General features: G+C 72.7%; 16 protein-coding genes and 2 pseudogenes. 15 read left to right on the top strand and 3 right to left on the bottom strand.

Features of this window, described 5'->3' with window-relative positions; translation table 11 throughout:
* Positions 1 to 53: 53 nt before the first annotated feature.
* Positions 54 to 1,178 (top strand): annotated as a pseudogene (rho, locus tag DKL51_RS18650) (transcription termination factor Rho); the annotation flags it as partial.
* Positions 1,179 to 1,656: 478 nt separating this feature from the next.
* Positions 1,657 to 5,031 carry a phosphodiester glycosidase family protein gene (locus DKL51_RS18645; protein ID WP_124812303.1) on the top strand — a complete coding sequence of 1,125 codons (3,375 nt, stop codon included), beginning with the start codon at positions 1,657 to 1,659 and terminating at the stop codon, positions 5,029 to 5,031.
* A 138-nt stretch (positions 5,032 to 5,169) separates the two neighbouring features.
* On the opposite strand, the gene DKL51_RS18640 is transcribed toward DKL51_RS18645, so the two are convergent.
* On the bottom strand, positions 5,170 to 6,066 hold the full coding sequence (locus DKL51_RS18640) for a phosphatase domain-containing protein (protein ID WP_109946088.1): 897 nt from the start codon (positions 6,064 to 6,066) through the stop codon (positions 5,170 to 5,172).
* 263 nt (positions 6,067 to 6,329) lie between these two features.
* On the opposite strand from DKL51_RS18640, the gene rpmE reads away from it, so the two are divergent.
* Positions 6,330 to 6,554: a 50S ribosomal protein L31 gene (gene rpmE, locus DKL51_RS18635; protein WP_109946087.1), complete on the top strand. Its 225-nt coding sequence runs from the start codon at positions 6,330 to 6,332 to the stop codon at positions 6,552 to 6,554.
* 111 nt (positions 6,555 to 6,665) lie between these two features.
* On the top strand, positions 6,666 to 7,754 hold the full coding sequence (prfA, locus tag DKL51_RS18630) for a peptide chain release factor 1 (RefSeq protein ID WP_109946086.1): 1,089 nt from the start codon (positions 6,666 to 6,668) through the stop codon (positions 7,752 to 7,754).
* 7 nt (positions 7,755 to 7,761) lie between these two features.
* Here prfA and DKL51_RS18625 read toward each other — a convergent pair whose 3' ends face one another.
* Positions 7,762 to 9,312: a GGDEF domain-containing protein gene (locus tag DKL51_RS18625; RefSeq protein ID WP_109946085.1), complete on the bottom strand. Its 1,551-nt coding sequence runs from the start codon at positions 9,310 to 9,312 to the stop codon at positions 7,762 to 7,764.
* 73 nt (positions 9,313 to 9,385) lie between these two features.
* Here DKL51_RS18625 and prmC point away from each other — a divergent pair, with 73 nt between their 5' ends.
* From prmC to DKL51_RS18605, 4 genes are all read left to right on the top strand, one after another.
* On the top strand, positions 9,386 to 10,333 hold the full coding sequence (gene prmC / locus DKL51_RS18620; RefSeq protein WP_185734843.1) for a peptide chain release factor N(5)-glutamine methyltransferase: 948 nt from the start codon (positions 9,386 to 9,388) through the stop codon (positions 10,331 to 10,333).
* A complete protein-coding gene (locus DKL51_RS18615; RefSeq protein ID WP_109946092.1) occupies positions 10,333 to 10,977 on the top strand; it encodes an L-threonylcarbamoyladenylate synthase in 645 nt (214 codons plus the stop codon). Before prmC ends, DKL51_RS18615 begins: the two co-directional genes overlap by 1 nt.
* Entirely contained in the window at positions 10,978 to 11,589 is a 612-nt protein-coding gene (locus DKL51_RS18610) for an arsenate reductase/protein-tyrosine-phosphatase family protein (protein ID WP_109946084.1), read from the top strand.
* 140 nt (positions 11,590 to 11,729) lie between these two features.
* Positions 11,730 to 13,841: a transglycosylase domain-containing protein gene (locus DKL51_RS18605; protein WP_109946083.1), complete on the top strand. Its 2,112-nt coding sequence runs from the start codon at positions 11,730 to 11,732 to the stop codon at positions 13,839 to 13,841.
* 15 nt (positions 13,842 to 13,856) lie between these two features.
* On the opposite strand, the gene DKL51_RS18600 is transcribed toward DKL51_RS18605, so the two are convergent.
* Positions 13,857 to 15,341 carry an SDR family oxidoreductase gene (locus DKL51_RS18600; protein ID WP_109946082.1) on the bottom strand — a complete coding sequence of 495 codons (1,485 nt, stop codon included), beginning with the start codon at positions 15,339 to 15,341 and terminating at the stop codon, positions 13,857 to 13,859.
* A 35-nt stretch (positions 15,342 to 15,376) separates the two neighbouring features.
* Between DKL51_RS18600 and glyA the strand changes: the two are divergent.
* From glyA to DKL51_RS18565, 7 genes and pseudogenes are all read left to right on the top strand, one after another.
* Positions 15,377 to 16,667 (top strand): annotated as a pseudogene (gene glyA, locus DKL51_RS18595) (serine hydroxymethyltransferase).
* Positions 16,660 to 17,091, top strand: coding sequence for a hypothetical protein (locus DKL51_RS18590; protein WP_109946080.1), 432 nt, complete (start codon positions 16,660 to 16,662; stop codon positions 17,089 to 17,091). The pseudogene glyA and the gene DKL51_RS18590 overlap by 8 nt, the downstream one beginning before the upstream one ends.
* A 174-nt stretch (positions 17,092 to 17,265) precedes the next feature.
* On the top strand, positions 17,266 to 17,502 hold the full coding sequence (locus DKL51_RS18585; protein WP_109946079.1) for an AtpZ/AtpI family protein: 237 nt from the start codon (positions 17,266 to 17,268) through the stop codon (positions 17,500 to 17,502).
* Between the two features lie 11 nt (positions 17,503 to 17,513).
* On the top strand, positions 17,514 to 18,311 hold the full coding sequence (atpB, locus tag DKL51_RS18580; RefSeq protein ID WP_109946078.1) for a F0F1 ATP synthase subunit A: 798 nt from the start codon (positions 17,514 to 17,516) through the stop codon (positions 18,309 to 18,311).
* 64 nt (positions 18,312 to 18,375) lie between these two features.
* Positions 18,376 to 18,603, top strand: coding sequence for an ATP synthase F0 subunit C (locus DKL51_RS18575; RefSeq protein ID WP_109946077.1), 228 nt, complete (start codon positions 18,376 to 18,378; stop codon positions 18,601 to 18,603).
* Between the two features lie 28 nt (positions 18,604 to 18,631).
* The gene (locus DKL51_RS18570) at positions 18,632 to 19,171 is read left to right on the top strand and encodes a F0F1 ATP synthase subunit B (protein ID WP_109946076.1); all 540 of its coding nucleotides are present in this window, start codon (positions 18,632 to 18,634) and stop codon (positions 19,169 to 19,171) included.
* Positions 19,171 to 19,992 (top strand): F0F1 ATP synthase subunit delta, encoded by an 822-nt coding sequence (locus tag DKL51_RS18565; protein ID WP_109946075.1) that lies wholly within the window; start codon positions 19,171 to 19,173, stop codon positions 19,990 to 19,992. The genes DKL51_RS18570 and DKL51_RS18565 overlap by 1 nt, the downstream gene beginning before the upstream one ends.
* Positions 19,993 to 20,025: the final 33 nt, after the last annotated feature.

Genomic DNA, 20,025 nt, shown 5'->3' with positions numbered 1-20,025 from the left:
CGACAGCGGTCGCGAGCCGGTACGCCTCCACCGAAAGGCACCCGATGAACACTGACACCACCCTCGTCCCGGTGGCCGGCATCATCGACGTCGACAACTATCGCGCCTTCGTCCGGATCCACGGCTACCTGCCGGCCCCGAACGACGTCTACGTCTCCGATGTCTCGATCAAGAAGTACGGCCTGCGCCGCGGTGACGCCATCACCGGCGCCGTGCGCCCCGGGACGGCGAGCAGCGGCCGACAAGCCCCGCTGGTCCGGCTCGACACCATCAACGGGATGGAGCCGGAGGAGGCGAAGCGTCGTCCGGAGTTCTACAAGCTCACTCCGCTGTACCCGCAGGAGCGGCTGCGGCTGGAGACCGAGCCGCACATCCTGACCACGCGGGTCATCGACCTGGTGATGCCGATCGGTAAGGGTCAGCGGGCGCTGATCGTCTCGCCGCCGAAGGCGGGTAAGACGATGGTGCTGCAGGCGATCGCGAACGCGATCACCCGCAACAACCCGGAGTGCCACCTGATGGTGGTGCTGGTGGACGAGCGGCCGGAAGAGGTCACCGACATGTCTCGGTCGGTGAAGGGCGAGGTCATCGCGGCCACGTTCGACCGGCCGCCGCAGGACCACACGACGGTGGCGGAGCTGGCGATCGAGCGGGCGAAGCGTCTGGTCGAGCTGGGGCACGACGTGGTCGTGCTGCTCGACTCGGTGACCCGGCTCGGTCGGTCGTACAACCTGGCAGCGCCGGCCAGCGGCCGGATCATGTCGGGTGGTATCGACTCCACCGCGCTCTACCCGCCGAAGCGGTTCCTCGGTGCGGCCCGCAACATCGAGAACGGCGGCTCGCTGACCATCCTCGCCACCGCCCTGGTGGAGACCGGGTCCATGGCGGACACGGTCATCTTCGAGGAGTTCAAGGGCACCGGTAACGCCGAGCTCAAGCTGGACCGGAAGATCGCCGACAAGCGGGTCTTCCCGGCGATCGACATCAACCCCTCCGGCACCCGCAAGGAGGAGGTCCTGCTCGCGCCGGAGGAGCTGGCGATCGTCCACAAGCTCCGCAAGGTGCTGCACTCGCTGGACTCGCAGGCGGCGCTCGACCTCCTGCTGGACCGGCTCAAGCAGTCCCGGACCAACATCGAGTTCCTGATGCAGATCGCGAAGTCGACGCCGGGGGAGTGACCCTCTCCCGACCGGAGCGATGAGAAGGGCACGGCCGCGAGGCCGTGCCCTTCTTCGCGTCCGGTCGCGGTGCCGCCGTGGCGCCGCACGTGACCGTCGGTGACGCTGGAGCACCGGAACCACACCCGACACGGTCGGTGATCGGTCGGCGGACGGCGGACGGCGGGTCGCTAAGGCGAGGAGCTGCCCCGACGCCGTGACCTGCGATCCTCCCTTCCCGTCGGGGTCCCGAGCAGGACTCGGCATTCCCCCTTTGCTCTGCTGCCCTCGGCGCAACAGGAGCGGAGGGTGACTGTTGCGGATCGTGCAGCAGAGCAAAGGACGTGACAGTGGGGGCTGGCCCCGCGCCCGGCACACGCTGCGTCAGGGGCAGAGAAGGCCGGGGGCACGCGCACCACCAGGAGGAAGGCGTGAAATTTTCCTTCGGCCAAGCCGGAGGGTATTGAAACTTCTATTCGGTGCCGGTTGACTGTCGTCCATGCGTATCCGCAGTCGATCCGCCCGTCTCGCCGGCGTCCTGCTGCTGACGCCACTGCTCACCCTCACCGGACCGGCCCCGGCCGGCATCGCGGCGCCCGGCGGATACACCGCCACCGCCGCCGAGGACGCCCCCGCCTCCTCGTCCTATCCCGCGTCGGCGGTGACGCTGGCCCGGGAGACCCCGGTCGCCACCACCACCGGCCTGGAACCGGCCGGCGGCCTGGAGACCGCGAAGACCGTCCGCCCGGTCGCGCCCGGTCTCGACCTGACCTCCTTCGACCGGTACGACGCCGACGGCTGGCTGCGCGCCGACGCGCTCACCGCCGACCTGTCCGGCGGGGTCAGCGTCGATTACGTCAACTCCGGGGCGGTCACCCGGGACGAGCCGCTGCGCGCCGCGGTGGACCGCTCCCGCGCCGTCGCCGCCGTCAACGGGGATTTCTTCGACATCAACAACTCCGGCGCCGCCCAGGGCGTCGGCATCCGCTCGGGCGAGCTGATCCAGTCGCCGGTCGCCGGGCACACCAACGCCGCCGCAATCACCGCCGAGGGGCTGGGCCGGATCATCCAGGTCGGCTTCGAGGGCACCGCCACCCTGCCGGCCGGGCCGGTCGCGGAGGTCGCGGTGAGCGGCGGCCGGGTCGCCGTGGTCGCCACTACGGCCGGCGACGGCCCGATCCCGGCCGGCACCACCGTGCTGCTCGGCCGGGACGCCGGGGCGGACGCGCTCGCCGCGCTGCGCCCCGGTGACCCGGTCGACCTCACCTGGCAGCCGAAGTCGTCCGACGGCGGCACCCTCCGCTCCGCGGTCGGCGGCGGCAACGTGCTGGTCCGCGACGGGATGGTGCAGACCGTCGCGGACCCGACCCTGGCCCCGCGCACCTCGGTCGGCTTCTCCGCCGACGGCCGCCGGCTGATCATGCTCACCGTGGACGGCCGGCAGGTGGACAGCCGGGGCGTCACCCAGACCGAAATGGGCCGAATGATGGTCGAGCTCGGCGCGTACACCGCGCTGAACCTCGACGGCGGCGGCTCGTCGACCCTGCTGGCCCGGGAGCCTGGCGCGGTGGCGGTGCAGGTGGAAAACAGCCCCTCCGACGGCACCGAGCGGCCCGTCCCGAACGGCCTGGCCATCTACGCGCCGCAGGGCAGCGGCCGACTCACCGGGTACTGGCTGGAGACCGCGACCGACCCCACCGCCGCGCCCGGCGTCGCCCCGGTCCGCGGCGGCCGGCCGGACCGGGTCTTCCCCGGGCTGACCCGCCGCCTGACCGCCGCCGGCTACGACGAGACGTACGGGCCGGCCGCCGGGGAGCCGCAGTGGCGGGCCAACCCGGCCGCGCAGGGGAAGGTGGACGACGACGGCGTGTTCCGCGCCGGAGCGCCCGGCCGCAGCACCGTCACCGCGTGGCGGGACGAGGCCAGCGGCACCCTCGACCTCGCCGTTCTCGCCCCGCTGGCCCGGATCGACTCCACCGTGGACCGGGTCGGCCTGAACAAGCCGGGCGACACCGGGCTCTTCGGGGTGGTCGGCTACGACGCGGAGGGGAACACCGCGCCCATCGAGCCGGCCGACCTGAAGCTGGAGTACGACGACAAGCTGCTCGCCGTCACGCCGACCGCCGACGGCAACCTATCCGTCAAGGCGCTCGGGGAGAGCGGCTCCGCCCTGGTCACCGTCCACGTCGGAAACTTCACCACCGTGCTGCCGGTGACCGTCGGGCTGACCGACGTTTCGATCGCCACCTTCGACGACGCCGCCTCCTGGACGTTCAGCCAGGCCCGGGCCAGCGGCTCGGTCGCCCCGGCACCCGGCCACACCGGCACCGGCCTGAAGCTGTCGTACGACTTCAGCCAGTCCACCGGCACCCGGGCCGCGTACGCCGACCCGCCGGCCTGGATCGAGGTGCCCGGCCAGCCGCAGGCGTTCGGGATGTGGATCTACGGCAACGGCAAGGGGGAGTGGCCCAGCCTGCACCTGCACGACGCCCAGGACACCCAGCACGTGCTGCGCGGCCCGTACATCACCTGGACCGGCTGGCGGTACGTCGAGTTCACCGTCCCCGCCGGGGTGCAGTACCCGGTCCGGGTCCGCCGGTTCTACGTCGCCGAGACCAACCCGGCCGCGCAGTACACCAGCGAAACCGTCATCGACGACCTGGTGGCGAAGGTGCCCCCGACGGTCGAGGCGCCGGCCGAGGCACCCCGCACCGACCGGGTGGTCCTCCGCGACGGCACCCTGGACGGGGCGACCTGGCGTTTCGCGGTCATGTCCGACGCCCAGTTCGTCGCCGCCGACCCGGACAGCGACCTGGTCGCCCAGGCCCGCCGTACGCTCCGCGAGGTCAAGGCGGCGAAGCCGGACTTCCTCGTCATCGACGGCGACTTCGTGGACACCGCGTACCCGGCGGACTTCACGCTGGCGAAGCGGATCCTCGACGAGGAGCTGGGCGGCGAGCTGCCGTGGTACTACGTCCCGGGCAACCACGAGATCATGGGCGCGCCGATCAGCAACTTCCGCAGCGTCTTCGGCGACACCTCGCGGGTCTTCGACCACCAGGGCACCCGGTTCGTCACCCTGAGCACCGCCACCGGCTCGCTGCGCGGCGGCGGGTTCGACCAGGTGGAGCTGCTCCGGAACACCCTGGACGCGGCGGCCGCCGACCCGGCCGTCGGCTCGGTCGCGGTGCTCTTCCACCACCCGCCGCGCGACCCCAGCCCGGCCAAGGCCAGTCAGCTCCTCGACCGGAAGGAGGCGGCCCTGGTGGAGCAGTGGCTGGCCGACTTCCAGCACCGCACCGGCAAGGGCGCGCTGATGGTCAACGGGCACGTCGGCACCTTCCACGCCGACCGGGTGGACGGCGTGCCGTACGTGATCAACGGCAACTCGGGCAAGAACCCGTCGACCCCGCCCCAGCTCGGCGGGTTCACCGGATGGACCGAGTTCGGCGTCGACCCGGTGACCCCGGAGGAGGCCGAGCAGGCCCGGCGTGACCCGCTGGCCGAGGGGCCGCGCTGGATCGAGGCGGAGTTCCACGCCCACGTCGACCGGCTGGCGCTGGCCGCACCGGCCAGCGTGGCGGCCGGCGCGGCGGCCCGGGTCAGCGCCACGCTCACCCAGCCCGGTGGCCGTACGGTCCCGGTGGCCGCGCCGGTCAGCGCGGACTGGTCCGGGTCGCCGAACCTGCACATCGGCTCGGCCGGCGGGGTCAAGCCGTGGCACGTGGCCCGCTTCGACCCGGCGACCGGGGAGCTGACCGCGCTCCGGCCCGACGCGCAGGTCGTCCTCGCGGTGACCGTCAACGGCGTACGCGCCGAGGCGACGGTCACCCTCACCGCGGCGGAGGTTTCGGGGGAGGCACCCGCCGCGTGACGGCCGGTCCCGGGTGCGGGGTGCCTGACCCCGCGCCCCGGGACCGGCCCCGGCTCGCCGACGGGCTCCTGTCCCGGGGGAGGAGCCCGTCGGCGTTCGCCGCCGACGCCGACTGGCCTGACCACCGCGGCCCGCCCGTCAGAAGTCGCCCTCGGCCACCTGGAAGACGGTCAGGCCGAGCGAACGCCACATCCGCACCACCTGCATCCGGTCGTCGAAGACGCCCACCACCCGGTAGCGGTCCCGGATCTCCCGCTCGTAGATCTCCTGCTTGACGATGGCGTCCTTGCGGTGGTCGCCGATCGCCCGCAGGTGCAGCGCCAGGTACGGCACTTTGACGTGCCGGGCCAGCCAGGCCTCCGTGTCCGCGCGTGCCGAGGCGTCCCGGCCGGAGCAGAAGATCACCCCGTGCCCGGCCGCGTGCATCGCCCGCACCGCGGCGATCACGGCCTCGTTCGGGACGTCCTCGCCGACCCGGGTCATGTCGTACGGGCTGCGGGAGACGTTCAGCGCGACCGTGCCGTCGATGTCCACCAGGACGATCGCCGGCCGTTCGGCGTCGGCCTCGTGCACCGCCGCCGGCCCGCCGGTTCGGACGGCCGGCACCGGCAGCGGTAACGCGCGGTTGGCCAGGTAGCGCTCGTGCAGGCGGCGGATCGCCGCCTCGCCGACCCGGTCGGCCTCCGGCCGCGCGGCGTCCCGGCGCAGGCACTCCTCCAGCGGTACGTCGGTGAAGTCGTGCACCTCGAACGCGGCGCCGTACCGTTGCGCCAGCTCGGCCCAGTCCCGCAGGGTCCGCGAGCGCAGGTTGGTGTCGTCGACGCAGACGCTCACCCGGGCCGCCAGCAGCGCCTCCACCTGGGCCCGCTGGACCTTGGTGACCTGTCCCTCGGCCCACTGGGTGAAGAGCCGCTCGCCGTGCATCATCCGGCGCAGGTCGTCCCGGTTGACCCGGATCACGCCCGGCTGGAGCCGGCGGGCGAAGGTGGTCTTGCCGGACGCGGGCAGCCCCCGGGTGGCGATCAGGCGGAACATTCCCGCACCTCCCGTTCGTCCCGGCTCCCGTGGCCGACCCCACCGTACGGCGTCACGAATCCCCGCGAGCCGAGCGGGAATGCGTACCGGGAGGTGAGCGTTGAGCCTGCCGGACCCCGTGTGTGGCCCGCTTACCGGGTCGGCCCACGCCCATGGCACACTGGTCAATCGGCCACCGGTTCCGGTTCACGCCCGAGCCCGTCGCGCAGCGACGGGACGACCGACGGCGACCCGGCGACCACCGACGAAAGGACCGAGGCGACATGAAGCCCAACATCCACCCGGAGTACGTGACCACCGAGGTCCGCTGCTCCTGCGGTCACACCTTCACGACCCGCAGCACCGCCAAGGGCGGCGCGATCAACGTCGAGACCTGCAGCGCCTGCCACCCGTTCTACACCGGTAAGCAGCGCGTCCTCGACACCGCCGGCCGGGTCGCGAAGTTCCAGCAGAAGTACGCCAAGGTTCAGGCCAAGAAGGCCAAGTAACTCTTCCGACGACGCCCGTGTCCGGCTCCGTGCCGGACGCGGGCGTTCGTCCGTTTCCACGCTTTTCCGCCGTACCGTCCGTTGTCGTCTTGTCGAAGGAGCATCCGCAGCATGAGCAGTGAGCGCCTGGCCGCCCTCCTCGACGAGTACGCCGAGCTGGAGAAGCGGCTGGCCGACCCGGCCATCCACGCCGACCAGGGCGCCGCCCGGCGGGTGGGCCGGCGCTACGCGGAGCTGGTCCCGCTGCAGAAGGCGGCCGCCGAGCTGGAGCAGGCCCGGGCCGACCTGGCCGCCGCCCGCGAGCTGGCCGCCGAGGACCCGGCGTTCGCCGCCGAGGCCGACGCGATCGCGGAGTCCCTGCCGGCGCTGGAGGAGCGGCTGGCGGAGCTGCTGATCCCGCGCGACCCGCACGACGCCAAGGATGTCATCGTCGAGATCAAGGCCGGCGAGGGCGGTGAGGAGTCGGCCCTCTTCGCCGGGGACCTGCTCCGCATGTACACCCGGTACGCGGAACGGCACGGCTGGGTCACCGAGGTGATCGACGCGCAGGACTCCGACCTCGGCGGGGTCAAGGACGTCTCGCTGGCCATCAAGACCAAGGGCGTGCCGGAGGGCGGTAACGGCGTCTGGTCCCGGCTCAAGTGGGAGGGCGGCGTGCACCGGGTGCAGCGCGTCCCGGTCACCGAGTCGCAGGGCCGGATCCACACCAGCGCCGCCGGCGTGCTGGTGCTGCCGGAAGCCGAGGACCTGGACGTCACCATCGACCCGAACGACCTGCGGATCGACGTGTTCCGCTCGTCCGGCCCGGGCGGCCAGTCGGTCAACACCACCGACTCGGCGGTCCGGATCACCCACGTGCCGACCGGCATCGTGGTCTCCTGCCAGAACGAGAAGTCCCAGCTCCAGAACCGGGAGCAGGCGATGCGGATCCTGCGGGCCCGGCTGCTCGCGGCCGCCCAGGAGCAGGCCGACGCGGCCGCCTCGGACGCCCGCAAGGCGCAGGTTCGCACGGTGGACCGCTCGGAGCGGATCCGCACCTACAACTTCCCGCAGAACCGGATCACCGACCACCGGATCGGCTACACCGCGTACAACCTCGATCTGGCCCTCGCTGGCGAACTGGACGGCGTGCTGGACGCCCTTGCCGAGGCCGACCGCGCCGCCCGCCTGGCCGGCGAGACCGAGCTCACCCGCCGCTGACGACGGGTCAGGAGGCGCGCAGGCGGGCCTTCGCGCGGAGCATCTCCCGGTCGGCCAGCTCGAACGCGACGCCGAGGGACTCGCGCAGGCTCGCGCCCGCGCCGCCCACCTCGGCGAAGCCGATGCTGACCCCGACCGGGGTGCCGGGCACCAGGGACTCCCAGTCCTCGGTACGCACCGCCGCGTTGATCCGGCGGGCCACCTCTGCCGCCTCGGTCATCCCGGCCCCGGGCAGCACGACCACGAACTCGTCCCCGCCGTAGCGGGCGACGAAGTCGCCCCGGCGCATCACCCGGTTGATCACCCCGGCGATCCGCTGCAGCACCAGGTCGCCGGAGTGGTGACCGTGCCGGGTGTTCACCGCCTTGAAGCCGTCCAGGTCGCAGACGCCGATCACCACCCGCTCGCCCTGGGCCACCACCGCGCCGATGTAGCGCTCCAGGCGGCGGCGGTTGGGCAGCCCGGTCAGCGGGTCGGTGAGCGCCTCGCCCTCGTACCGCGCCGCCTCGCGGCGCATGTCCTCGTGGTCGATCCGGGCGGCGATGCCGTCGATGTAGACGTCCCGCAGCCGGTCGCTGCGCTGCGCGGCGAGCCGGAACGCGTACCGGTCGGCCCGGTGCGCGGCGGCGTGGTCGCCGGCCCGGGCCAGCGCGATGCTGCGCAGCCGGGCCGACTCGGCCGCGCCGAGCGTCTCGGCGGAGACCTGGGCGGTGTCGAGCCGGGTGACCGCCTCGATCGGGCGACCGTCGGCGATGGCCAGGCAGGCCCGGCCGAGCTGGCGCATGTCCCGGGCGCGGGCGCTGTCGCCGCCGTGTTCGAGCAGCCGGGCCGGGTCGGCGTCGGTGCCGGACTCCACCCGGTCGCCGAGCGCGGCGCGGCGGGCGGCGGCGTAGCCGTACGCGGCCAGGCTGCTCGGCCGGATGTTGCCGGCCCGACCGGCACGCAGGAACCGGTTGAGATCCCCGGCCACGTCGCGGAGCACCCGCAGGCAACCGTCGCTGTCCCCGTTGTGGTCCAGTGCGACGGCGTTGCGCAGCCGGATGCCCGGCGCGGCGAAGGTCTCCTCCGGAATGCCGGCGGCCATTCCGACCTGGCGGGCCCGCTCGATCGCGCCGAGCGCGTGGCCGTGGAAGCTGAGGTAGGAGTAGGCCATCGCGAGGTCGTGCCAGCCCCAGGCGGTGTCCCGGTCCGGGTCGTCGTCGGCGCCCAGCGAGCGGGCAGCTTTGACCAGGTGGGTGACGCAGCGGTCGAGCGCGCCCTGGTGGTGCGCGGCGAGGGCCATCAGCGCGTTGAGGTGGCCGTGCAGGTAGGGCTCGGCCAGGTCGCGGACCGCAGCGGAGGCTTCCTCGATGGCCCGGGTGAACTCCGCCGTCCGACCGAGATTGATCAGCGCGGAGAGGCGCTGGACCAGCGCGTCGGCCCGGGCGTGCGGGTCGTCGGTGGTGCGGATGACCTGGTCGAGGACGGTGCACGCCTCCGCCGAGCGGCTCGCCTCCTGCAGCGCGCGGGCGTGCCGGAGGGCGTCAACCTGGTCGTCGACCCGGTCGAGCCAGCCCACTCGGACCTCCCTGTCGGTGTGCATCCGGACGCACCCGCTCGTGATGTCGCCCGCGACGCTTCATGATTATCTCGTGACCACCCTGCCGCAACAGCCGTCCGAAGGGACAGAACGTGAGCGGCCCTCCCGTGCGATCGCGCGGGCGGCCCGGGCGTTGACCGAGGCGGGGATCGAGGCGCCCCGGGCGGAGGCGGAGCAGCTCGCCGCGTACGTGCTGGATGTGCCGCGTGGCCGGCTGGCCCTGGCGGATGGATTCACGCCGGCGCAGCTCGGCCGCTTCGAGGCGCTGGTCGACCGGCGGCTCGCCCGGGAGCCGTTGCAGCACCTGACCGGTTCCGCCGGCTTCCGGCACCTGGAACTGGCGGTCGGCCCGGGCGTCTTCGTGCCCCGGCCGGAGACCGAGCTGCTCGCCGGCTGGGGCGTGGCGCAGGGACGGCGGCGGAGCGCCCCGCAGGTCGTTGACCTGTGCAGCGGCTCCGGCGCGATCGCCCTCTCGGTGGCTCAGGAGCTGCCGGACGCCCGGGTGATGGCGGTGGAACGATCCCCGGCCGCCCTGAAGTGGCTGCGGCGCAACGCCGCCGACCGGGCCGCCGCGGGGGACACCCCGATCGAGGTGGTGGTCGCCGACGTCACCGACCCGCAGCTGCTGGCCGAGCTGGTCGGCCGGGTGGACGTGCTGCTCTGCAACCCGCCGTACGTGCCGCGGTCGGTGGTCGTACCGCCTGAGGTGGCGGGGCACGACCCGGACGAGGCGGTCTTCGGCGGCGCGGACGGGCTGGACGTGATCCGGCCGGTGGTCGCCCGGGCGGCCGAGCTGCTGCGCCCCGGCGGGGTGCTCGGCATCGAGCACGACGACACGCAGGGCGAGGCGGTGCCGGCGCTGCTCGCCGCCGACGGCCGGTTCGAGCGGATCGAGGACCACCGGGACCTGGTCGGCCGCCCGCGGTTCGCCACCGCGTCCCGGCGGGCGGACGGCCACCACCCCACCTCGCGCCCGGCGTGGCAGACTGGCTCCTCGTGATGCTCTACGACTGTCGGTCGCTCGCCGACCGGGACCGCGGCATCGCCGCTGCCATCGAGGCGGTCAAGAACGGCGAACTCGTCGTCCTGCCGACCGACACGGTCTACGGGGTGGGCGCGGACGCCTTCACCCCGTACGCGGTGAAGGCGCTCGCGGACGCCAAGGGCGGTTCCCGGCAGGCGCCGCCGGTGCTGATCGGTTCCCGGCACACCCTCGACGGCCTGGTCTTCTCGCTGCCCCGTGCGGCGCGCGACCTGGTCGAGGCGTTCTGGCCGGGAGCGTTGACCATCGTGGTGGAGCACTCGCCCAGCCTGCAGTGGGACCTCGGTGACTCCAGCGGCACGGTGGCGGTGCGGATGCCGCTGCACCCGGTGGCGCTGGAGGTGCTGCGGGAGACCGGGCCGATGGCGGTGGCGTCGGCGAACAAGGTCGGCCAGCCGGCCGCGGTCACCGCCGAGGAGGCGCGGGAGCAGCTCGGCTACTCGGTCCGGGCGTACCTGGAGGCGGGTCCCGCGGCGGACCCGGTGCCGAGCACGATCGTGGACCTGACCGGCGAGGTGCCCCGGGTGCTGCGCCAGGGTGCGGTCCCGTTGGAAAAGCTGCGCGACGTGGTGCCGGACATCCTCGAGGCGCAGGGGGTCTGAGTGCCGCCGTTCACCGTCCTGCACGTCTGCATGGGCAACATCTGCCGGTCCCCGATGGCCGAGCGGCTGCTGGTGCTCGCCGTGCGGGAGCGGCTCGGTCGGCTGGGGGTCGACCCGTCCCGCTCCGACGAGCTGCTGCACTGCCACAGCGCCGGTACCGGCGGCTGGCACGCCGGCGAGGAGATGAACCCGCCGGCGGCCCGGCAGGTGATCTCCCGCGGCGGTGCCGTCGACGGCTTCGCCGCCCGGAAGCTGCGGTCGGATCTCATCGACGCGGCCGACCTGGTCCTCACCGCCACCGCCGACCAGCACGAGTACGTGGTGGCGCTGCGCCCGGACGCGGCGGCGCGCACGTTCGTGCTGGGCGAGTTCGGCCGGCTGCTGGGCGCGGTGGACGCCGCCGCGCTGCCCGCGGTGGAGGCCACCCCGGAGGCCGTGTACGCCCGCGGGACGGCCCTGGTCGCCGCCGCCGACGCGGCCCGGCAGGGCGCCTCGCCACTGCCCACCGACGACCTGGACGACCCGTGGGGTCGCGGGGACCAGTGCTTCAGCCGGGTGGCCGACGAGATCGAGGAGACCGTGCACCCGCTGGCCGTCGCGCTGCTGTCCTGACCGCGCCGGTCGACAGGTTCTCTGTCCGACTTCATCCTTTCCCGCGAAATTCCTGCGCGTTTTGGCAAAGGCGACGGGGTAACGCCCGTTTCCGGTCATCCTGAACGGGTCCGTACGGCCGGCTCCTGCGGGGAGAGCTGATGAACCGGGCCCATCTCGACAAGCTGTTCACCGTCCTACTCGCCGGCACGCTCGCCGGGCTCGCCCTGGCGGCGGCCGCGCTGCCGGCCGCGCTGGTCTTCGGACTCGGCTTCAAGGGGCTGATGCCCTACTCGAAGCTGCCGGAGGCGCTGGTGACGTCGCAGCCCGCCCAGCGGTCCAACCTCTACGCCAACGACGGTCGCACCCTGATCACCTCGTTCTACCTCGAGGACCGGGTGGACGTGCCGCTGAGCGAGGTGGCGCCGGTGATGCGGCAGGCCATCGTGGCCGCCGAGGACGCCAGGTTCTACCAGCACCACGGAGTGGACGTGCGCGGCGTGGCCCGCGCCCTCACGGCCATCACGGACGACGGGAGCCGGCAGGGCGCCTCCACGCTGACCATGCAGTACGTCCGCAACGCGCTGGCCGGCGATCCCCGGCTGACCGAGGAGGAGCGGGCCCGGGCCACCGAGATCAGCGTGGATCGCAAGATCCGCGAGATGCGGTACGCGCTGAAGCTGGAACGGGAGCTGGACAAGGACCAGATCCTCACCCGCTACCTCAACATCGCGTACTTCGGCGCCGGGGCGTACGGCATCGCGGCGGCCAGCAAGCGGTACTTCTCCACGAGCCCGGCGAACCTCACGCTCGCCCAGGCGGCGCTGCTCGCCGGGCTGGTCCGCTCGCCCACCACCGACGACCCGATCAACGGCGACGCCGAGGCGGCCCTGGCCCGCCGGGCGTACGTGTTGGACCGGATGGTGGAGACCGGCCAGGTGTCCGCCGAGGAGGCCGCGCAGGCCAAGGCCGAACAACTCCAGCTGCGGCCCAGCGCGACGCCGAACGACTGCACGGCGGTGCCCGACGAGCACAACGACTGGGGCTTCTTCTGCGACTGGTTCACCCGCTGGTGGGGCGAACAGTCGGCCTTCGGCGCGTCGCGGGACGAGCGGCAGCGGCTGCTGCGCCGCGGCGGTTTCTCGATCGTCTCGTCGCTCGATCCCGACATCCAGCAGCGGGCCACCGAGCAGGTGCTGCGGATCTACGACGTGGGCAACAGGCGCGCCGCGCCGACCGCCGTGGTGGAGCCGGGCACCGGCCGGGTGCTGGCGATGGCGGTGAACCGCTACTACAGCACCGCGGACAACCCGCCGGGCCAGGAGAACTACCCCAACACGGTGAACCAGCTGATCGCCGGCGGTGGGGACATCGTCGGCTACCAGGGCGGCTCGACGTTCAAGCTCTTCACGCTGCTGGCCGCGCTGGAGTCCGGGCTGCCGCTGAACACCACCTACAACTCGCCGTCGCGGATCATCACCAAGTACACCGTCGACGGCGGCCAGGCCAACTGCGGCGGCTACTGGTGCCCGGCCAACGCGAGCCCCGCCTGGATGAACGGCCCCCGCACCATGTGGAGCGCCTACGGGCGCTCGGTGAACACGTACTTCGCCTGGCTGACCCAGAAGGTCGGCGCGGACCGGGTGGTGGAGATGGCCCAGCGGCTCGGCATCGGCCTGCGGGCGAAGGACGACGCCGACATGGCGCGCTACAGCGCCCGGGAGTGGGGCTCGTTCACGCTGGGCGTGTCGGCCACCACCCCGCTCGACCTGGCCAACGCGTACGCGACGGTGGCGGCGGAGGGGGTCTGGTGCGCGCCCTCACCGGTCGCCTCGATCACCGACAGCACCGGGCACGAGGTGGCCGCCGGCAGGCCGAACTGCCGGCAGGCGCTCGACACGGACGTGGCTCGGGCGGCGGCGGACGCGTCCCGCTGCCCGGTCGGCGACCAGTCGATGTACCGGCGCTGCGACGGCGGTACCGCCGAGGAGCTCCGGCCCCGGCTGCGCCGGCCGCTGGCCGGCAAGACCGGCAGCTCCGAGCGGAACGCCACGGAGACGGTGGTCGCCTTCACCCCGCAGCTGGCGGTGGCCACCATCGCGGCGAACCCGGACGATCCACGGGACGCGGTCGGCGGTGGCGTGCAGGTGCGGCAGATCGCGGCGGTGGGTGACGTGCTCGCCTACGCCCTGCGCGGCCAGCCGGTGCGCGACTTCGTCCCGCCCAACTACTCGATCGCCTACCAGGTCACCGGTCCCCGCGGCGGCAACTGACCGGGGATGCCCGGCTCAGGCGGCGCAGGCCTCGCGGGCGGGGGCCTGCTCGGCGCCGCGGGCGATGTTGCGCGCCATGCCGCCGAAGACGATCGCGTGGAACGGGGCGACCGCGCCCCAGTAGAGGTGGCCGGCGAGGCCGCGGGGGAGGAAGACGGCCCGCTGGACGTACCGGCTGCGACCGCCGTCGGTCGGCTGGGCCCGCATCTCCAGCCAGGCGCGGCCGGGCAGCCGCATCTCCGCGCGCAGCCGGAGCAGCTCACCGGGCACGATCTCCTCGACCCGCCAGAAGTCCAGCGCCTCGCCGACCTGGAGGCGGTGCGGGTCGCGCCGGCCGCGGCGCAGCCCCACCCCGCCGACCAGCCGGTCCAGCCAGCCCCGCACCGACCAGGCGAGCGGGAACGAGTACCAGCCGTGCTCGCCGCCGACGCCCTCGATGACCCGCCAGAGCGCCGACGTCGGCGCGTCCACCGTCCGGCCGCGGACGTCGGTGTAGACCGTGCCGCCGGACCACTTCGGGTCGCTGGGCAGCGGCTCGGCCGGCGCGTCCGGCCCGCTCGCGGTCGACCAGCGGGTCTCCACCTGCGCGTCGCGGACCTTGGCCAGCGCCAGCGCCACCGCCTGGTCGAAGCCGGTCAGCCCCTCGGGCGGGTCGGGCACGTACCGGGCGATGTCGTGCTCGTGGGCGACCGCCTCGTGGATCAGGCTCTCCACCAGCGGTCGGGCGATGGAGCTCGGCACCGGGGTGACCCAGCCGACCCAGTGCGAGGAGAGCGACGGGGTGAGCGCCCGGACCGGCAGGACGATCCGGCGGCGCAGCCCGGCCACCCGGGCGTACCGCTGCATCATGTCCTCGAAGGTGAGGACGTCCGGTCCGGCGATGTCGAAGGCCCGGTTCACCTCCGGTGGCAGGCTCGCGCAGCCGACCAGGTAGCGCAGCACGTCGCGGACCGCGATCGGCTGGATCCGGTTGCGCACCCAGCGCGGGGTGACCATCGCGGGCAGCCGCTCGGTCAGGTAACGCAGCATCTCGAACGAGGCCGATCCGGAGCCGATGATGACCGCGGCCCGGAGCACCGCCGTGGGCACCCCGCTGGCCAGCAGGATCCGCGCCACCTCGGCCCGGGACCGCAGGTGCGGCGACGGGACCTCCCGATCCTCCGCCGGCTCCGGCCCACCCAGGTAGACGATCCGGCGTACGCCGGCGGCGCGGGCCGCCTGGGCGAAAGCGGTGGCCGCCTCCCGGTCGGCCGCCTCGAAACCGGCCTGGCCGAGCGAGTGCACCAGGTAGTACGCCACCTCGACGCCGTCGAAGGCGGCCGGCAGCGTCTCCGGCTTCCGCAGGTCGCCCTCGGCGATCTCGGCCTGGGACGCCCACGGCACGTCACGCAGCCGGCCGGCCTTACGGGCCAGACAGCGGACGGTGTGCCCCTCCGCCAGCAGCCGGGGCGCGAGCCGCCCACCGATGTAACCCGTGGCTCCGGTGACGAGGCATCTCACGGCTTTCAGTCTGCGGCTCCGTAGACTCGTTCGCTGTGGAGAACGCGAGCAACACCTTCTGGGGGCCGGACTTCCAGCAGCTCAGTGCCACCGACCCGGAGATCGCCGGGGTGGTGCTCGGTGAGCTGGAGCGGCTGCGCGGCGGCCTGCAGCTGATCGCCAGCGAGAACCTGACCTCCCCGGCGGTGCTCGCCGCGCTCGGGTCGACGCTGACCAACAAGTACGCCGAGGGCTACCCCGGGCGGCGCTACTACGGTGGCTGCGCCGAGGTGGACCGGGCCGAGGAGATCGGCCTCGCCCGGGCGAAGGAGCTCTTCGGGGCCGACCACGCCAACCTGCAACCACACTCCGGCGCGAGCGCCAACCTCGCCGCGTACGCCGCCCTGGTGCAGCCGGGCGACACCGTGCTGGCGATGGACCTGCCGCACGGCGGGCACCTCACCCACGGCAGCCGGGTGAACTTCTCCGGCAAGTGGTTCCACCCGGTCGGCTACACCGTGCGGCGGGACACCGAGCTGATCGACTACGACGAGGTTCGCGACCTGGCCCTGGCCCACCGGCCGAAGATGATCATCTGCGGCGCTACGGCGTACCCGCGGCTGATCGACTTCGCCCGGTTCCGGGAGATCGCCGACGAGGTCGACGCGTACCTGATGGTGGACGCCGCGCACTTCATCGGGCTGGTCGCCGGGAAGGTGCATCCCGTCCCCGGTGCCGTACGCCGACGTCGTCTCCTGCACCACCCACAAGGTGCTCCGCGGCCCGCGCGGCGGCATGCTCCTGTGCCGGGAGTCGCTGGCCGCCCGGATCGACAAGGCGGTCTTCCCGTTCACCCAGGGCGGCCCGCTGATGCACGCCGTCGCGGCCAAGGCCGTTGCGCTGCGCGAGGCCGCCCAGCCCGAGTTCCGGGCGTACGCCTCGCAGGTGGTCAGCAACGCCCAGGCGCTCGCCACCGGGCTGCAGGCCGAGGGGATGCGGCCGGTCTCCGGCGGCACCGACACCCACCTGGCCCTGATCGACCTGCGCGAGGTGGGGGTGAGCGGCGCCGACGCGGAAGCCCGCTGCGACGCGGCCGGCATCACGCTGAACAAGAACGCGATCCCGTACGACCCGGAGAAGCCGATGATCGCCTCCGGTATCCGGGTCGGCACCCCGAGCGTCACCACCCAGGGCATGCGCGAGGGGGAGATGCGGCGGGTGGCGGCGCTGATCGCCCGGGCGGTCCGCACCGATCCGGCCGCCCCCGGGGGCGCCGACGAGCTGACCCGGATCGCCGCCGACGTGACCGAGCTGGTCACCGCCTTCCCGGCGTACCCCCGTGGCTGAGCCCGGGACGCGCGCGGCGGAGGCGGCCGAGGACCGCAGCTGGCGGCTGCGCCACCTGCCGGTGCTGCTGGTCGCCACGGCGGTGCTGGGCGCGCTGGCCGCGGTGGTCGGCGGGGTGACCGGTGGCGCCGACGCGGCGCTTGGCGCGGCGGTCGGGGTGGCCGTCACCGCGGTCAGCTACACGCTCACCACCGTGGTGCTGGCCTGGGCCGACGCCCGCGACCCGCAGCTCGTGCTGCCCTTCGGGGTCGGCCTCTACGTCGCCAAGTTCAGCCTGCTGATCGCGCTGATGATCGGGGTGGCGTCGACTGGCTGGGCGGGTCTGATCCCGCTCTGCCTCGGCATTGCCGTGGGCGTCGCGGTGTGGACCGGCGTGCACGTCTGGTGGCTGACCACGGTGCATGCGCGCCGCGTCCACAACTGACCTGTCCCACGTTTCGGGCGGCACGCCGATGTGTCCGCGATCGGTCATTCTCTCAGTGGCGCAAGGGGAGTAGCGTGCCTCCAGACGACTTCGCCCACCCGTGTCCCACACAACCAGGTTGTGCGGGGGGTGAGGCACAGCCTCGTCCACTCGACTGATATCGTTCGCCCCGTCATGGCCGGTGACCAGAAACCCCCCAGCACTGGCGGCCCGGGCGACGTTCCGTCCGGTGCCGGCCAGGGCTGGACCGCGCTCAGCTACCTGATCGCGGGCATGCTCGTGTGGGGCTTCATCGGCTGGCTGGTCGACCGGTGGTTGCACACCGGTGGTGTCGCCACGGGGATCGGCATCGTGCTCGGCATGGCCGGGGGCGTCGTCCTGGTCATCCGTAAGCTCGGCACGCCTACTTAGGAAGGGACGCGGTGTTCGGACAGGCGAACGTCCTGGCTCAGGGCCAGGCGGAATTCCCACCCAGCGTGGAGGACTTCTACCTGCCCAGCATCCTGCCCTGGGGTGCGCACGACTCCTACTGGTTCACCAAGATCACGTTCATGGTCTGGCTGGCGGTCGGCGTCCTGATCCTGTTCTTCCTGCTCAGCTACCGGAACCCGCAGCTGGTGCCGACCAAGAAGCAGTGGTTCGCCGAGTCGGTCTACGGCTTCGTCCGGAACAACATCGCGGTAGACATGATCGGGCACGCGGGAGTGCGGTTCGCGCCGTACTTCACCACGCTCTTCTGCTTTGTGCTGATGACGAACCTCTTCGCCATCCTGCCGTTCTTCCAGGTCTCACCGAACTCGCACATCGCGTTCCCGGCGTTCCTCGCCCTGATCAGCTACGTGCTGTTCAACTACATCGGCATCCGGCACCACGGATTTAAGAAGTACTTCAAGCACGCGCTGATCCCGCCGGCGCCCTGGTACATCCTGCCGCTGCTGATCCCGATCGAGGCGTTCTCGACCTTCATCATCCGGCCGTTCTCGCTCGCCGTCCGTCTCTTCGCGAACATGTTCGCCGGCCACATGCTCCTGCTGGTCTTCACGCTCGGCGGCTTCGCGATGCTCAGCGCCAACAGCCTGCTCGCGCCGGTCTCCCTGGTCTCCTGGCTGATGACCGTGGCGCTGACCCTCCTCGAGGCGCTGGTCATCGTCCTGCAGGCCTACGTCTTCACCGTGCTGAGCGCCAGCTACATCCAGGGCGCGCTCGCCGAAGAGCACTGATCCACCGCACCAACCGTTGTCGTCCCGCGTGACCGTCACGCGTGATAACCAGGAGGAACCACTAATGGACGTTCTCGCCGCGGTAAATGGCAGCACCGCCGCCATCGGCTACGGCCTCGCCGCCATCGGCCCTGGCATCGGCGTCGGCCTGGTCTTCTCGGCCTACATCCAGTCGACCGCCCGGCAGCCGGAGTCGTCCCGGATGACCCTGCCGTACGTCTGGATCGGCTTCGCCGTCATCGAGGCGCTCGCGCTGTTCGGCATCGCCTTCGGCTTCATCTGGGCCAAGTAGAACCCGCCCCTCGACCGGGAGGTCATCCATGTACCTGCTCGCCGCAGAGGGTGGTGAGGTAGCCCACAACCCGATCCTGCCGATCTGGCAGGAGATCGTGGTCGGTGGCATCGCCTTCATCGTGCTCTGCTTCGTGCTGATGAAGTTCGTCTTCCCCCGCATGGAGCAGACGTTCCAGGCCCGGGTCGACGCGATCGAGGGCGGCATCAAGCGCGCCGAGGCCGCCCAGGCCGAGGCCAACAAGCTGCTCGAGCAGTACCGGGCGCAGCTCGCCGAGGCGCGTACCGACGCCGCCAAGATCCGCGACGACGCCCGGGCCGACGCCGAGGGCATCCGGCAGGACATCCTCGCCAAGGCGCGCGAGGAGTCCGACCGGATCATCGCGGCCGGCAAGGACCAGCTCGCCGCCGAGCGGGCCACCATCGTGCGCGAGCTGCGCACCGAGGTCGGCACCATCGCGGTGGACCTGGCCAGCCGGATCGTCGGTGAGTCGCTCGCCGACGAGGCGCGTCGCAAGGGCACCGTCGACCGGTTCCTGAGCGGTCTCGAGAGCACGGGGGCCCGCTGATGCAGGCCGCCAGCCGGGAGTCGTACAAGATCGCGGCCGAGCGCCTCGACGCGTACGTCCGCGGCGCGGAGCCGTCGGCGGTGGCCTCCACCGCCGACGACATCCTCTCCGTCGCCACCCTGTTGCGGCGCGAGCCGCGGCTGCGCCGGGCGCTGTCCGACCCGGCCCGGTCCGGCGCGGACCGCGCCGGCCTGCTCGGCGAGATGCTGCGGGGCCGGATCGGCGCGGACGCGCTCGACCTGCTCGCCTCGCTGGCCTCCGGCCGGTGGTCGGCACCCTCGGAGCTGCTCGAGGGCACCGAGCGGCTGGGCGTGGAGGCGCTCCTCGCGAGCGCCGACAAGTCCGGTGACCTCGGTGAGGTCGAGGACGAGCTGTTCCGCTTCGGCCAGGTCGTCTCGGGTCAGTCGGCGCTCTCCAACGCGCTCTCCGACCCGATCGCTCCGGCTGAGCAGCGGGCCGGCCTGGCCCGCGAGCTGCTCGCCGGCAAGGCCCGTCCGGTCACCGTCCGCCTCGTCGAGGTGGCGCTCGGCGGGTTCGGGGGACGCTCCTTCATCGGCGCGCTCACCCGGCTGGTCGAGCTGGCCGCCGAGCGGCGGGACCGGCAGGTCGCGTACGTGACCGTGGCGGCCCCGCTGAGTGACGAGGAGGAGCGACGCCTGGGTGCCCGCCTCTCCGAGATGTACGGTCGAGAGGTTTCCGTCAAGCAGACGGTCAACCCCGAGGTGCTCGGTGGGGTGAGCGTGCGGGTCGGCTCCGACCTGTACGACGGCACCGTCCTGCGCCGCCTCAACGAGACCCGCAACGCGCTCGCGAAGAGCTGACCAGCGCTTCCGCAGCCCTGATTCGACGCCATC

Source organism: Micromonospora globispora (assembly GCF_003857015.1).
GTDB classification, from domain to species: Bacteria; Actinomycetota; Actinomycetes; order Mycobacteriales; family Micromonosporaceae; genus Micromonospora; species Micromonospora globispora.
Note: the sequence above shows the minus strand (reverse complement) of the source record. Positions and strands in the feature narration are given on the sequence as shown.